Below are 15,099 nucleotides of genomic sequence, written 5' to 3'. Positions count from 1 at the left end.
CCATTACTCTCTCTGTTTCGGGGAGAGGCTTCGATTCTTGCTCCCCCTCCCTCGTAGGGAAGAGGTTGGGGGTTAGGCTTGAGATAAAGTCGCACACGGCGTTACCTTACTAAATTAGTATCTGACTAAAATTATCTTCTTCAGCTTGTTGAGTTAGTTTTCCAGTTTCTTCATTAACTATCTGATTTCCTTGAAGCTGATTAATTGCTTCTAACTCTCCACAACAACCTTCTTCTTCCCAGGGGTCGCCAGGTTTGTGGTTGCAGAATTTTACAGGTTGTTTAGTGTTATTGTCTTTCTTCGACATAACTAAGCCTTACCTTACTTGCAGACGCGTATCAGAATGCTTACTTAAGTATAAACTCTTATGGCAATATGCGGCAACAAGCGGTAATAAGCGGCATTTTCCTCAAATAACAGTTAAATTGTATTTAATTATACACATAAATTAACTCTATTGAAAGGTTATTTATAAAGTTATCACGATTTTCGTAGGGTGGACACTGCCTAATTTTCGGTCAAACCCTTATATTTACCTTATGTGCAGTGTCCACTCGGAGCTTATTGAGAATGGTGCAAGATATCAGGTAAGGTTCTGTCTAAAATATGCTTAATAAAAGCTCAAATACTTAATAAATGAGTTGGAATTTCATCTTGAGGTAGTAGCAAATTATCAATAATTGCATCTCTCAGGCTTCTCGAGGAATTATTCTCTCCAGAAATACACTCTAGTAGTAAATAATTTGCATAAATATATTCCTCTAAAGCTTTAACATCATCTGCTGGCAGATCAATGCTGTAACCAACATCAAGATGAGTAACCATAAGTTGTTGCAGATATTCTGCCCATGTTTTCCATTCTGAGCTAGAAGCATCAATAGCAGGATAACGACCTTGTAAATCTATCAATTCGCTAACTAAATCAGTTATCTTTACTTCTTTTGCTTTCTCAATTGCGAAACTTAGTTTTTTATTAATATCTATATCCAAATCGTCACTAAATTCTAAGCGTTGACGGGTAAAATCAGTTTTTTGAACATGTTTACCATTAGCGCGATCTATAGCTAAAGCATGAATAGCTACTAATCGAGAAATGAGTAAAGCCTTTGGTTGCGGACGAGTTAATTTTTTATTTTTTTTATTATAATTTCTCAACTCTGTTGCCAATTTACCAAAAAGAGGGCGTTCAATTTGAATGTCTTGACTAATATAAAGTTCTACGTCTAAATCAATAGCTAAGTAATAAGCTCTCCACCCACTAGATGAAATATCAGCATCAACAGTCATCTTATGTAGCCACTTGAGCATAGATTGTAATTCTTGACTGTTTTTTACAATGTCATTGATACATCTAAACATCAATTTTAAAAATTCATCCGCATTTCTCAATCTTTCAGTAATTAAAATGAATACTTCTCGCCATTGTTGTTCTAAGAGGTTTTGTTCAACAAAAGCTTTAAAAAATTCCGGTTGGCGGTTCTCTACTATATATTCAGCAGCAAAATATTCTTGAAAAGTTAAATGAGAAAAAGAATAAATACCTTTAGCTTGCTGAATTAGTAATCCATAGTTAGCTTCAATGAGCTTGAGAATTTGCTGAGTGTCTATCTCGAAATTAACATTTTTCAAAAATTTAGCAATTTGGTCTTGTAATTCCCACTGTGTCCATAAAAATTTTGGAGGTTTATGACTTAATCCTTCATAAGCTATTTCACTAAACATATTAATTTTTCGCTGCCGTGATAGATGAAAATTAGGTTGACGTTCTATGCGACGACTAGCATCCCATCTTCTCAAAAGAGTATCTACTGCATCTGCATATAATCCATAGCGATTGCTGGAAAAATCGTAGTTATCTTCAAAGGTCAAACATAAAATTGTCAACAATAAAGGATTTGTTGCTAATTCTTTAACTTGTTGATTTTCTTCTAATTTTTCTAGAAAGCGATCGCAAATATTTTGCTCTCCACGAGCTTGAAACCAATTTCTTACAAATATCTCGATCTCTTCACGTTCAAAATCTGCAATTTCTACTTCTGTAAAATTATTAAAAACATAATCACAAGCTGCACTTCGGCAAGTAATTATGAATCGATTATCTGGAAATTGTTCGGTAAGTTGATCAATTTGGCGACAAATATTATTATTGTCCGCTTTTATTTCATCCAAGCCATCTAATAAAATTAAGCACTGTCCACGTTCTAATAACTTCCTAACAGTATTTTCTGAGTTAGGAATATAATTAGTAAATTCTTGAATTAATGCATCTACTAAACTAATTTTTCTTTCATTATCTGATATATCTCGCAAAGCAATAAAAATTGGTATAATATTCTCCTTGGATTTTTCGGCTGGAAAATGAATAGCTAAATATTTTAAGAATGTTGTCTTACCTGCTCCTGGTTTTCCTAATATCATGAGTTTCCGGTGTTGAATTGCAGCTTCTAATGCTGGCACATGCTCTTCATTCCCCGAAAAAGGGAAGCGTTTAACAGTTTTATTATTAGGCTCATTTTCTAAACTACTATTTAGTAAATACTGAATAGTTTGCTGCCTACGTCCTTGAATATTTTTAAGAATATTAAATCTCACATAAATGCTATCTATAAGTATTGGTTCATTCATATCCAATACCCGCATCGTTTTGCACTTTCTATCGAGATGCTTCCAGTAAGGATCTAGCCAATCTCCTTCCAGATCGGACTTAATATTAATATGTTGCCTTAACGCTTCTCTATAGCTTGTTTGGTCTAAAAGTACACTACATAAGTAATTAAGATTTTTCTCTTGCATTTTTGGAGGCACAGAAGAATTAAAAAAAGCACGAATTGTTCGATCTGCAATTAGATTCTCGCTTTCATCTATTAATTCTTCTCTAAAGAGATGGTTTAACCTATTAATTAAAGAACTTGGTGAACTTCCAAATTTTTCAGAGTATGCTTGTCTCAATAATTGAAAAATCTCTTGTTCCACTTGAATTGCTGCCATCTCTTCCTCCTTTTGGCTGATTTTAAGTTTGGATAAAGATAAAGACTGCTCTTTGTGATACATTGAGCTTAGTTTGTCCATTATAGAATTCCCCTGGTTCTGGATTATGCAAGAATCAACGCCCTATTACAACTTCCAATTATAATTTTATTTTTCCGCAAAATTACAAATTAATTAACAAACATGATTTTGATTACTTTTCAATTGCACTATTTCTAATCTTAGTCTGAAAAAAGAATATCTATAATAAATTGCCGCTAATTGCCGCTAATTACCTTTTGTTTCCCAAAAAAGCATTTATAAAAATTTATAAAAATGATTAAGCATCTTATTAAGAAAAATCACATAATACAAACCATTGTCATCCGTTAAAAATTATATAATCAGATAAAATAGAAGTCTTCTCTGATACTAATAACAACTATTTCATCTATAAATCCTTGAACCGAGGACAAAAGAATACTGCATAGCTAATATATATTCTCGGAAATCCAGTCAATCAGCTAGATATGTGCATAGCACACTTTGGATATGTTTTTGAATGCAAATTTTACTACTTAATTGGCGGTATAAAAAATTCAAATGACAAATCAAGGCAGCGACAGCGAAATACCTTTTGGTTGGGAACTAAAATATAAGCTTTACGGACATGATGGGTTAATTAGTCGGGTGGAATGGTCACCAGATGGCAAGACATTGGCATCGGCATCATTTGATCGCACAATTAAACTTTGGAATTTAGAAACTGGTCAATGCATTCATAATCTTAAAGGACACAATGGACGGGTTTGGACAATTGTCTGGTCACCGGATAGTCAATATATTGCCTCCGGTTCGGCTGATAATACCATTCGAGTTTGGAGAACGGATACTGGCAAATTGATACGAAAATCTTCCATGCATACAGGTGTGTGCTTGTGTATGGCATGGTCACCGAATGAGACGATAGTTGCTGCTGGTGGTACAGGTGATGATTGGTCGATTAATTTGATGGATATTAAAACCAGAAAAAGTGAAACCATTGAAGGACATTCAGGACAAGTAAATAGTTTGGTATGGTCGCCAGATGGAAAAGTCTTGGCATCTGCTTCTCACGACAGCACGATTCGTCTTTGGGACAAAGAGACAAAACAACTGAAAAAAACTCTGAAAGGACATTCTGGTGATGTTTACAGTGTTGCATGGTCACCAGATGGAACCCTACTAGCATCAGCTTCTCTTGACAACACAATTCGGCTATGGAATCCCCAGACAGTACAGACATTATTTGTATTGGAAGGACATACAGGATCGGTAAATTGTGTGGAATTCTCTCATGATGGTAAATTTCTGGCTTCTAAATCTTCTGATGGTACTGTTCGTCTCTGGCACTTCGATCCTTGGGAAACTTTGACAGTGCTGAAGGAAGCAACTTCTAAATCACTGCCTTTTGGGTTAGCTTTTCACCCAACAAAACCCATCTTGGCGACTCTGGGGGAAGCGGACACCGTTATCCGTATTTGGAAAATCGACGCGAAAGTTATGTTGAATACGTCTCCTACTAATCCCTCTGATCTATACAGAAACGCCAAGGTAGTACTTGTGGGTGAGAGTGGTGTAGGTAAGTCGGGATTGAGTTTAGTGCTGACTAATCAAAAGTTTGTCCCTACAGAATCAACTCACGGTCGTCATGTTTGGACTTTCGACACACAGGAGTTGCAGCTAGGTGACGATCGCAAAGAATTGCGGGAAATACTGTTATGGGACTTAGCAGGACAGCCTGGTTATCGTTTGATTCACCAATTACATTTGAATGAAGTAGTGATCGCCTTGATTGTATTTGATGCGCGCAGTGAAACTGATCCTTTTGCAGGAGTCTATTACTGGAACCGTGCCTTACGGCAAGCACAAAATTTGCCAGGTAATTCCGCGATCGCTTTGAAAAAATTTTTAGTATCCGCCCGTGTAGATCGGGGTAGCATCGGTGTTTCTAAGGCACGCATCAATACTTTAGTTAGCGAACTTGGTTTTGATGGTTACTTTGAGACTAGCGCCAAGGAAGGATTGGGAATCAAGGAACTAGCTACAGTCATTTGCAACGCTATTGACTGGGAGGATTTACCAAAGGTAATTTCTACAGAACTATTTCAGAAAATCAAAGTTTTTTTAATTCAAGAAAAAAAATCAAAAAGGCTGTTATCTCAAGTAGATGACCTGTGCCGTGCCTTCTTGCAAAGCAACAATGCTCTTGCTGATTCCAAAGAAGTGCGAGACAAGTTTGAAACTTGCATTCGGCTAGTGGAGTCGCGGGATTTAATCCGTAGACTCAGCTTTGGCAATCTAATTCTTTTGCAACCGGAACTATTGGATGCTTACGCCTCAGCAATTGTAAACGCCGCCAAAGATGAACCAGAGGGTATGGGTTGTATTGTCGAAGAAAAGGTACTCGCGGGGCAGTTTCGGATGCCACAAGATGAACGCATCGCCGATAAAGAACAGGAGAAATTGCTGTTAATTGCCACGGTAAAAGAATTATTAACTCGTGAAATTGCTTTGCGAGAGCAGACTGAGCTGGTTTTCCCCTCCCAGTTCACCCGCGAATGGCCAGAAGCTCCCGATCCTGAAGGGAAAGCGGTGATTTTTGAGTTTGAGGGGGCTGTATTAAATGTGTATACCACTTTGGCAGTACGTTTGTCTCGCAGCGAAATTTTTAAACGCAAAGAAATGTGGAAAAATGCTGCTATGTTCACAGCCAAGGTCGGAGAGTGTGGCATCTGGCTGCGCCATATTGAGGAAGGAAAAGCGGAGTTAACTCTGTTCTTTAAGCCAAAAGCGAGTGAGGAGACAAGGCTGCACTTTGAAGAGTACGTGCATACCCACCTGAAGCGGCGAGCTTTGCCAGAAAGTATCCGTCGCCGCCGCATTTTTGTTTGTTCGGACTGCAAAACACCAGTTAGTGAATTACAAGCGATACGCAGGCGAGAGCGCAATAACTGGATTAATTGTAGCGTCTGCGACACTCGTATTTCCCTACTAGATGGTGAGGAACGCCTGACAGCAGATCAGACTGTGATGACTCCGCAGATGGATAAAGCGGCTGATAAGCAGCGTGAGATTGACACAGCTACTTCTATCATTCAAGGCAAAGTTGCCACCAATGATTTTGATGTCTTTTTATCTCACAATAGTAAAGACGAACTTCTAATAGAAGCAATCGCTAACCAACTGCGACAGCGGGGTTTGAATCCCTGGCTGGATAAAAAGGCGATTCCTGCCGGAAAGAGCTTTCAAGATGCTATACAGAAAGGAATCCAGCAAGTTAAATCTGGTGCTTTCTTTATTAGTCTTAATGGTTTGGGAAAATGGCAACAAGAAGAATTGTTATTATTGACCAACCGACGGGTTAACGAAGGTCTGCCTTTAATTCCAGTTTTGTTACCCGGTGTTACTGAGATCCCAAATCATCCAAGGCTACTATTTCTCAAGGAATTAAATTGGGTACGTTTTGTTGAGAATGTTTATGAGAAGGAACCTTTAGAAAAGCTAATACAAGTAATTATAGATATCAATTCACTCAATTGCTAATAATCAACCCCACCATCAACCCAGAAATCTACCGATGCCCAAACCAAATCCAGCAAAATTAAAGAAAGTATCTGTTAACTTCCCCTTTGATATTGGTGGGACAGAATGAGAACCCGACTCCACAGAACGTAAGGCGACTCGCTATATGTAGAACTTGTTACCCGCATTGCCATTCAACCTCTTGATTCCGAACAAGACCAAGGATTGTTACGAGAAGTACTTTCATCCTTACACAGCCTGTTTAACACTACCGACAAATCCTCAAAGACGCAGGGCCCGATATCGGTGGATCTCGTGAGTCAGTGGGAGGAATTGCGATCGCTGTCCTCAACCGAGGATTGCGTCCGCTTTTATCCAAATGGCATCCTTTACTACAAGCTTGGGAAGCACAATGTTCCTCCGATATCAGTCCCAAAAAACACGAACAAGATTGGGAAAAAGAAGCTCAATTCAGAAATGAATGATTCACTCGATACTGAAGGCTTTATTCACTGTTCAAAAGCAACGCAGATAGTCAAAAACGATCACTTGATCGGCTGTTGAGTGTGTTAATAGCACTGAAGCCAGCATGCCAGCATTACCTCATCTAACCTTATTTACTTATTGTGTAATAACTGTGTATCAAGGCAGCAAATTCTGAGGAAAATTGCTCTAAATTTAAAGTTAAACTGATGAGCTAACTTTAGCAAAGGATACTTATGATTTCTCGTGTAAGAGCGCCAGAATTACCACCAAATTACTCTTGGCTCAATACCGATAAACCATTGTCTCTTAAACAAATCAAAGGTAGAGTCGTAATTTTAGACTTTTGGACATACTGCTGTATCAATTGTCTGCATATTCTACCAAACCTGAAATATTTAGAACAAAAATATAAAGATAGTCTTACTATTATCGGCGTTCACTCCGCCAAATTTGATAACGAAAAAGAAACAGAAAATATTCGCCAAGCCATCCTCCGCTACGACATTGAACATCCTGTTGTAGTTGACAGCGGTTTTCGGATTTGGGAAGAGTATACTGTGCGTGCTTGGCCTACGTTAATAATTATTGATCCAGAAGGTTATGTGATTGGCCAGATTTCTGGTGAAGGAAATCGTGACGCTTTAGACGAGTTGATTCAAAAGTTAATTCAGCAACACCAAAACAAAGGCACAATTAATTTCCAAGAAATCAGCTTGACTTTAGAAAAACAGCGCCAACCATTAATCACACCTTTAGCTTTTCCTGGTAAAGTTCTGGCTACTCAAGCAGGTTTGTTTATCGCTGACTCTGGACATCACCGCCTAGTTATAAGTAGTTTTGACGGAGAAATTCTACATTTAATTGGTACTGGAAAATCTGGCTTAACCGATGGTGCTTTTAACGAAGCGCAATTTTTTGCACCGCAAGGAATGGCATTTGATGCCGAAAATCACATTCTTTACGTTGCTGATACAGAAAATCATGCGCTGCGGCGAGTTTATTTAAAGCGCCAAATAGTCGAAACTATTGCGGGAACTGGCGAACAAAGCCGCAATATCCATCCTCATGGCGGTGCTGGGTTAGAAACCGCACTGAATTCCCCTTGGGATTTAGTGAAAGTAGAAAATACCCTATTTATTGCAATGGCTGGGGCGCATCAAATTTGGCAAATGAATTTAGAAACTGGCATCATCAAAACTTATGCTGGTACTGGTGCAGAAGCGTGTATTGATGGTTCACTTACCGAATCTGCCTTTGCCCAACCTAGCGGTATTACTAATAATGGGCATGAATTATATATTGCGGACAGTGAAGTTAGTTCAATTCGTGGTGTTGGAATTGTCGAACCGTACCAAGTAAGAACTGTTTGCGGTAGTGGCGGTTTATTTGGTTTTGGCGATGTAGATGGACAAGGTGAAGATGTCCGTTTACAACACTGTTTAGGAGTGGAATACGCTCAGAATTTTTTGTGGGTGGCAGATACTTATAACCATAAAATTAAATTAGTAAATCCCAGTGGGAATTGTCAAACAGTTTTGGGAGATGGTTCTGCTGGTTTACAAAATGGGCAGGGTAAGAACACTCGTTTTTTTGAACCTTCAGGATTGAGTGCTATGGATTCATATCTATATATTAGTGATACTAATAACCACGCTATCCGCCGCGTAGATTTGAATACTTTTGAAGTAATAACGCTTCAATTTCCTGGTTTATGTGCGCCAGATGTTTGTATTCCACCGAATTTATAGAATAATCACCTTCCTTAAAGGTGCAAATCAGAACTTTGGATTTAGTCGTCTGGTTATGAAATTTTCAAGAATAATATTATTTAGCGATCGCTTGTATGAAATTAGTCGTTTTTGATATTGATGGTACACTAACAAATACCAAAAAAATTGATGAAAATTGTTTTGTACAAGCTTTTGCATTGGAATTTGGTCTTTTTGGTATAAATACGAATTGGACTAAATACACATACACAACAGATTCTGGCATCACCCAGCAAATTTTCAAAGAAAAATTAAAACGTCTTCCTTCAGATGAAGAGTTATTCAGACTTAAAGCACGTTTTGTTAGCCTACTCCAGGAAGCATCTATTAACAAGCAAGATTTATTCAGCGAAATTCCTGGTTCTGCAAACGTATTAGCTAAATTACAGCTAAACCCTGATTGGTGTGTTGCGATCGCAACTGGTGCTTGGCATGAGTCTGCTAAATTAAAACTTCAAAAAGCTAATTTACAAATAGAAGGTATTCCGTTGGCTTCAGCTAATGATGCATATTCACGAGAAGATATTATTAAGACAGCTATTATCAAAGCAGAAAATATTTATCAAGTTGAAAAATTTAAGAAAGTTGTTTTTGTAGGTGATGGTGTTTGGGATGTAAAAGCAGCCTATCGGTTGAATATTACTTTTATTGGAATAGGTGATAATAAATTAAAAAATGTAGGCGCTACAAAAGTAATTAAAGACTTTACAAATTTAGAAGATTTCCTGAAAATATTACAAGACGCAGAAATTCCTAGATTTTCTATGAACACCATTCTCCATATTACCAAACGCCAACAATGGGAACAAGCAAAAAATCTTGGTAGATATCGCGCTGATTCGTTAGACAGTGAAGGTTTTATACATTGTTCAAAATCAACGCAAATACTCAAGGTTGCAAAGAGATTTTTTGATAATCAAAAAGAATTGGTACTACTTTTTATTGATTCTGAAAAAGTCCAAGCTGAAATTCGCTATGAACCTGCTGAAATAGGGGAATTATTTCCTCATATTTATGGTGCGTTAAATATTGATGCTGTGTATCAGGTGATTGATTTTGAAGCTGGGAAAGATGGTTTATTTGAGTTACCGCAAGAAGTTATAGATTTAGAATAACGTAGACGCTTCGGCTTGCCGCAGGCTACCGCAGAGGCGCGGAGGATACGGAGGAGGAGAGATGGAGATCATTTAAGCACAATACAGTTCAGATAAAACCAAAACACTTGTAGAGACGGCGATTTATCGCGTATCGAAAACCCACAATTTTGTACAATTAGCCCTTAACTCAAGCGTATTGAATTTAAGCGATCGCTTTTTACAGGGCCTTTTCTACATCCAATCCGGGAAATTCCCTTTTCGCTCATGTCAAATTTGAGTAAAAATGAAATTATTTAACAACTAACATTCTATGGTTACTCTTCAACTCAGCCAAATTCGAGTTCCGCCAGGGCAAAGAATAATACTGGAAGATGTGAGTTGGCAAGTATTTGAAGCAATTCTCAATGAGTTAGGGGAACATCGCGGAAGTCGAATAGCATACAGCCAAGGAACGTTAGAAATTATGGCTCCATTACCAGAACATGAGCGAGCTAAGGTAATCATCGGAGACTTGGTGAAAGCTTTGTTAGATGAACTCGATCTCAATTGGGAGTCTTTAGGTTCAACTACCTTTAAACGAAAAGATATAAGTGCAGGTATTGAACCTGATGATTGTTTTTATATTCAAAACTATGAGTTAATGATTGGCAAAGACAGGATCGACCTAACTGTTGATCCTCCTCCTGATTTGGCGATTGAAATTGATGTCACCTCTAAAACCCAAATTAGTGCCTACGAGGCGTTAAAAGTACCTGAAATTTGGCGATATGAAAACAAAAACCTAGAAATTAGCTTGCTGCAAGGTAAACAATATGTGAAGTCTCTCATCAGCCCCACATTTCCTACTTTTTCTATCATGGAACTCATTCCCCGGTTTGTAGAAATGGCACGAACTACAGGAATGAGTTCAGCACTTAGAGTATTTCGACAATCGGTAAGAAAACAAATACAAGACAGCCAAGGCGAATAGAATTCGCGGGTACACAAACTCTCGTCCGCCTCCGTGGACTAAGGTCAAATCAAGGTTTTGCCTGGGTATACGCGATTTCTAACCGCCAAATTAAAGGCATTCCGCGCTTTACTTAAAGAACGGGAATTAATCTAGAGCAATTGTGACCGAATTTAATTTACAAATCCAAGAAAATAGCGATGGCTTCGCCAACGCCAAGGGCGAACGCTTGTCAACTCCACATGAGGATGCTACACCTAGCTTGCTTCCCCTTAAGAGTACGATACACTGCGTCAACACCAAAGGCGATCGCCTCGACCGTTACCTTTCCCAAGAATTACCAGACTTATCCCGTTCCCGCATCCAACAGTTAATCGAACAGGGTAACGTCCAACTTAACGATCAAGTTTGTACATCCAAAAAGATCAATGTCAAGGTAGGCGATCGCATCACTCTCGAAATACCAGAAGTTCAACCTTTAGAACTGCAAGCAGAAGATATCCCCTTAGATATCCTTTATGAAGACGACCAGTTACTTATTCTCAACAAACCCGCAGGCTTAGTTGTCCATCCTGCGCCCGGTCATCCAGATGGTACTTTGGTAAATGCCCTGCTGGCTCACTGTCCTAATTTACCAGGAATTGGCGGAGTCCAACGTCCGGGAATCGTCCATCGATTGGATAAGGATACAACAGGAGCGATCGCGATCGCTAAAACAGATATTGCCCATCATCATCTACAAGCACAACTCAAAGCAAAAACTGCAAGACGAGAATACTTGGGCGTAGTTTACGGTGCGCCAAAAACTGAAAGTGGCACTATAGACTTGCCAATTGGTCGCCATCCCCAAGACCGTAAAAAAATGGCTGTTATGCCTGTTGAACAAGGTGGGCGAGTCGCCGTCACTCACTGGAAAGTATTAGAACGCCTTGGTAACTTCACCTTAATTCACTTTCAATTAGAAACTGGACGCACCCATCAAATTCGCGTCCACAGCAGCAAAATTGGTCATCCCATTGTCGGCGACCCAGTTTATAGTTCTGGCCATTCAGTGGGTGTAAATTTACCTGGTCAAGCACTACACGCTTGGCGACTCAAATTGCAGCATCCCCTATCTGAGGAGTTGATTGAGGTGACAGCGACTCCTCCCGCCCACTTTACAAAACTTTTAGAGATGCTAAAAAGACGAGCTACACTTTAACCTCATCCACGCCTAAAAATATCCCCATTTTAAACACATCGAGCATTGATAAAAAAACCATGCCCAATGCCCAATGCCCAATGCCCATTAACAACTAGCGTGCATTAGACATGGGATAGAGTCTGTTTCACTTAGTTATATCTAAATAAAACTCCTACATAACCCAAGACTTATGCACGCTATAAAACGATTAAATGGATGTCCTAGCCAGCCACCGACTAAAAATCGTTATTTAATTCCTGACAGTTGCCGATAAGGTACAGACTTTTCGATATCGATGTTGTATGGCGAGATCCGTTGTGGAGCATTGCCAGTTGCATTGATACTTTGTGCCAAAGCCAAGAATAAAGCTGGATCGCCAGCCTTGGGCTTTTGCTCTTGTGGGAGGAATCTGCGTACTTCGACCTGCCAAATGATTTGGGGGAAACCCAATTTGGCACGGTGATAATCTTCGTATCGTGGAGATTTGATGTTGAATGGCAACTCACCCTGAGATTGGGATGGCAGTATCCGACGGCGCTGATAAGGCACTGTGGAGTATCCAAAATTGCTCAGGTACTCTTCAGTGTTGAGCACTTCATCAATAAAGCCGACAATACCCTTGGTAGCGACTACAATTGACCAGGCGATTTTTTCCCGTTCGTTGTATGGATCGCGTCCTAGAACCCGCTGAATTACTTGCTCAACAAAGCGATAATTATTGTTGAGGTTGTAGAAGCTTTTCTTAAAGGTATTGGAAAGCACCAACCCACGAATGAAGTCCCGTACTGTAATTTGTCCATTACGGAGTTGAGACTCTAAATATGTTTCGCGATCGGCAGCAAAAGCATAAAAGAAAATTTGACGATATGCTGCTTCGATCAAATCACCTAAATCTGACGGAGAAAGTATATTGTCGGTAGTAAAAATCCTGGGCTGTTCATCACCCGGTATTTCGTATGAAGCTACACGCTGATTTTGACTTGAAGGGTCATATTCTAACAGAGGAATTGCCACTCTAAAGCCTCCATGTTCTTAATTAAAGTTAACAACTTTTAATCACATATTAAGGGAGTAGTTGTATCAGAACTTCAGATTCTGATAAAATTTCACGAAACTTAACTAAGGGAATTTAAGTATTCGTAGGATAAATGATTAGCCTGGTGGATTCAACCCATAGCTAATCAATAAATAGGGAGTCAGGCTTCCAGTTTAATGGCTACGTAAATGACTAAAAAATTTTATTCACATATTTTAGATTAGGAGATTCAGTTTCACCTATTTGAACTGAAGCAATAATTTTTAACATTTAGCAAAAGAAATTAATGGGGCATTGGGCATTGGGCATGGTGAAGAGGACAAGGAGAATTGGGGACAAGCGGAAAGACTTGTTGCAAGTTCTCACTAAAGTCCCTTTGGCTCCCCTGCTCCCCTGCTCCCCTGCGCCCTCGGCGACTCAGCGACCTATCCAAAATTCCAGGGGATCTATGGTTGATTTACAGTGAGGCCAGCTACGCAAAGTTGCTTCCATTCCTGCTTGCCAGTAGGGTGGTTCCAATCCCAGTCCTAAGCATAGATGAGATAGGATGCTAGCAAACTGCTCATTGTGACCAAACTCTCCTAGATGGGCATGGGCATATTCATGGACGACTACACCAAACCAATCTCTAGGTGCAACTCGACCAACATCTACCAGAATAGTGATTGGGTTTGTAAGAATATTGCACAGCCCATCTATCCCGAAGGATTGAGCTATGGGAACTGCAAAAATTTGGATTTGGCGACGTTCTTGGGGATGAAAGCACTGATGACAAACTTCCAGATAGGCGTTGATCTGAGCGTTTACGGCGTTAATATTATCGCCGATCCAAGTGCAAATGGGGATGCGATCGCGCAGGTTATCCAACACATCCACCATACCCGGTTCTAGGGCAAGTCCCTGTACCAGACGCAGATAATCTTGCCCACGAGTAAAAGCATCGCTCTGCTTGAGATAATTCACCAGCCCAAAACTGAATAAAACTGTCTTTTTTCCAAAACATCCGGCCCAAGTCTTTCTGTTACTTCTTCTGCGCTGGAAACCTCAACGGAAGCATCAATACGGCTTTCAGTACAAAAGGATGCGGTGCTAAAGCCACCAAACCGTTTGACTGTACTGGTTCGTAGTCGCATATTTGGGCTGGCGAACCAGAATCGCTCAATGGAACTCATTGTTTCATATTCGGTTGTCAACACCAGTCCATCTTCATCATCCATATGAAAAAGACCGACTACAGGCACTATTTCGGCGTAGCCTCTTTCGCGGAGTAATTTGCCTTGCCTTGGGTTATCGCTATCAGGCACGATCGCAAATATGGTTTTCCCCTGATGATTCTCCTCATCCTCTCGATCCCAAGCCATTGTCCCTAGCCAACGCACACGCGAACCACCGACTGAAAGGCTGGGGTCAATCTCATGATACCGACATAGTTCAATGATTTCTGGATGATCGGCATCGAGAGTTTCTACCTGTATATCCGATTCTCCCGTCTCTGAGCGCTTGAAGGCTAGATGATGAGTTGCACGTTGCGATCGCCACTTACCAGCACTTAGCTGAAAAAATTCCATTGCGTCTATCAATCTTCTGACTCCTACTTATTGCTCCTGCGGATGATGTTTTACGAGTTCTTTCTTTTTAGAGTAGTTGGTATATAAATATTCTAAACATTACAGCGATTAGCGCCCAGCTTCAATAAATACCCTAAAAAGGAAGAAACAGACATGACTGTTATCTAATTGTAAACTTTTATGAGCTTGATTCTTTATGGCTTGACAATGTAGACATTTTCCTATCCAAGTGCTAAACTAGTAGAAAGCGATCGTTTTCCACTAACAACAAATACCCTTCGATTCAGTCAATCACAGGAGTGAATGATGGACTTTCCAGTTGAATTAACTTTAGAACAACAGTTTCGCTTACAAAATTTGAAAGACCAGGTAAAAAGTTTGAGTCAACAAGAGGCTCAAGAATTTTTACTAGAAGTTTTACGGCAGATGATGGTAAAAGATAATTTGGTCAAACATCTACTCAAACAAGCTTGATCGAGT

General features: G+C 39.6%; 11 protein-coding genes and 2 pseudogenes. 8 read left to right on the top strand and 5 right to left on the bottom strand.

What is annotated here, in order from left to right; translation table 11 throughout:
• Positions 1 to 109: 109 nt before the first annotated feature.
• Together HWQ40_RS06955 and HWQ40_RS06950 are read right to left on the bottom strand one after the other, a co-directional pair.
• The gene (locus HWQ40_RS06955) at positions 110 to 307 is read right to left on the bottom strand and encodes a hypothetical protein (RefSeq protein ID WP_292775959.1); all 198 of its coding nucleotides are present in this window, start codon (positions 305 to 307) and stop codon (positions 110 to 112) included.
• Between the two features lie 314 nt (positions 308 to 621).
• On the bottom strand, positions 622 to 3,069 hold the full coding sequence (locus HWQ40_RS06950; protein WP_292775957.1) for an NACHT domain-containing protein: 2,448 nt from the start codon (positions 3,067 to 3,069) through the stop codon (positions 622 to 624).
• 501 nt (positions 3,070 to 3,570) lie between these two features.
• Between HWQ40_RS06950 and HWQ40_RS06945 the strand changes: the two genes are divergently transcribed.
• The 7 genes and pseudogenes from HWQ40_RS06945 to HWQ40_RS06915 all read left to right on the top strand — a co-directional run bounded on the left by HWQ40_RS06945 (position 3,571) and on the right by HWQ40_RS06915 (position 12,033).
• A complete protein-coding gene (locus HWQ40_RS06945; RefSeq protein WP_292775955.1) occupies positions 3,571 to 6,552 on the top strand; it encodes a TIR domain-containing protein in 2,982 nt (993 codons plus the stop codon).
• 34 nt (positions 6,553 to 6,586) lie between these two features.
• Positions 6,587 to 7,013: pseudogene (locus HWQ40_RS06940) on the top strand (hypothetical protein); the annotation flags it as partial.
• A 237-nt stretch (positions 7,014 to 7,250) separates the two neighbouring features.
• Positions 7,251 to 8,765, top strand: coding sequence for a thioredoxin-like domain-containing protein (locus HWQ40_RS06935; protein ID WP_292775952.1), 1,515 nt, complete (start codon positions 7,251 to 7,253; stop codon positions 8,763 to 8,765).
• 95 nt (positions 8,766 to 8,860) lie between these two features.
• Positions 8,861 to 9,430: pseudogene (locus tag HWQ40_RS06930) on the top strand (HAD family hydrolase); the annotation flags it as partial.
• Between the two features lie 120 nt (positions 9,431 to 9,550).
• Positions 9,551 to 9,901, top strand: coding sequence for a DUF952 domain-containing protein (locus HWQ40_RS06925; RefSeq protein WP_292776369.1), 351 nt, complete (start codon positions 9,551 to 9,553; stop codon positions 9,899 to 9,901).
• A gap of 292 nt (positions 9,902 to 10,193) precedes the next feature.
• Entirely contained in the window at positions 10,194 to 10,853 is a 660-nt protein-coding gene (locus HWQ40_RS06920; RefSeq protein ID WP_292775950.1) for a Uma2 family endonuclease, read from the top strand.
• 262 nt (positions 10,854 to 11,115) lie between these two features.
• On the top strand, positions 11,116 to 12,033 hold the full coding sequence (locus HWQ40_RS06915; RefSeq protein ID WP_292776366.1) for an RluA family pseudouridine synthase: 918 nt from the start codon (positions 11,116 to 11,118) through the stop codon (positions 12,031 to 12,033).
• Positions 12,034 to 12,261: 228 nt separating this feature from the next.
• On the opposite strand, the gene HWQ40_RS06910 is transcribed toward HWQ40_RS06915, so the two are convergent.
• The 3 genes from HWQ40_RS06910 to HWQ40_RS06900 form a co-directional block, all read right to left on the bottom strand.
• Complete coding sequence (locus HWQ40_RS06910) at positions 12,262 to 13,029, bottom strand: phycobilisome rod-core linker polypeptide (RefSeq protein ID WP_292775948.1); 768 nt, start codon at positions 13,027 to 13,029, stop codon at positions 12,262 to 12,264.
• 439 nt (positions 13,030 to 13,468) lie between these two features.
• Entirely contained in the window at positions 13,469 to 14,014 is a 546-nt protein-coding gene (locus HWQ40_RS06905; RefSeq protein WP_292775947.1) for a hypothetical protein, read from the bottom strand.
• A complete protein-coding gene (locus tag HWQ40_RS06900; protein WP_292776364.1) occupies positions 14,011 to 14,628 on the bottom strand; it encodes a phycobiliprotein lyase in 618 nt (205 codons plus the stop codon). The genes HWQ40_RS06905 and HWQ40_RS06900 overlap by 4 nt, the downstream gene beginning before the upstream one ends.
• Before the next feature lie 294 nt (positions 14,629 to 14,922).
• Here HWQ40_RS06900 and HWQ40_RS06895 point away from each other — a divergent pair, with 294 nt between their 5' ends.
• The gene (locus tag HWQ40_RS06895; RefSeq protein WP_012410163.1) at positions 14,923 to 15,093 is read left to right on the top strand and encodes an NblA/ycf18 family protein; all 171 of its coding nucleotides are present in this window, start codon (positions 14,923 to 14,925) and stop codon (positions 15,091 to 15,093) included.
• The last annotated feature ends 6 nt before the right edge of the window (positions 15,094 to 15,099 follow it).

Origin of the sequence: Nostoc sp. NMS9 (genome assembly GCF_017114995.1) — a bacterium.
Classification (GTDB): Bacteria; Cyanobacteriota; Cyanobacteriia; order Cyanobacteriales; family Nostocaceae; genus Nostoc.
This window is presented reverse-complemented; position numbering and strand designations above follow the sequence as displayed.

What these genes read in the sequence shown, in the direction of transcription:
- HWQ40_RS06955 (WP_292775959.1), bottom strand. Translation starts at nt 307, where the DNA reads ATGTCGAAGAAAGACAATAACACTAAACAACCTGTAAAATTCTGCAAC.
- HWQ40_RS06950 (WP_292775957.1), bottom strand. Translation starts at nt 3,069, where the DNA reads ATGGACAAACTAAGCTCAATGTATCACAAAGAGCAGTCTTTATCTTTA.
- HWQ40_RS06945 (WP_292775955.1), top strand. Translation starts at nt 3,571, where the DNA reads ATGACAAATCAAGGCAGCGACAGCGAAATACCTTTTGGTTGGGAACTA.
- HWQ40_RS06935 (WP_292775952.1), top strand. Translation starts at nt 7,251, where the DNA reads ATGATTTCTCGTGTAAGAGCGCCAGAATTACCACCAAATTACTCTTGG.
- HWQ40_RS06925 (WP_292776369.1), top strand. Translation starts at nt 9,551, where the DNA reads ATGAACACCATTCTCCATATTACCAAACGCCAACAATGGGAACAAGCA.
- HWQ40_RS06920 (WP_292775950.1), top strand. Translation starts at nt 10,194, where the DNA reads ATGGTTACTCTTCAACTCAGCCAAATTCGAGTTCCGCCAGGGCAAAGA.
- HWQ40_RS06895 (WP_012410163.1), top strand. Translation starts at nt 14,923, where the DNA reads ATGATGGACTTTCCAGTTGAATTAACTTTAGAACAACAGTTTCGCTTA.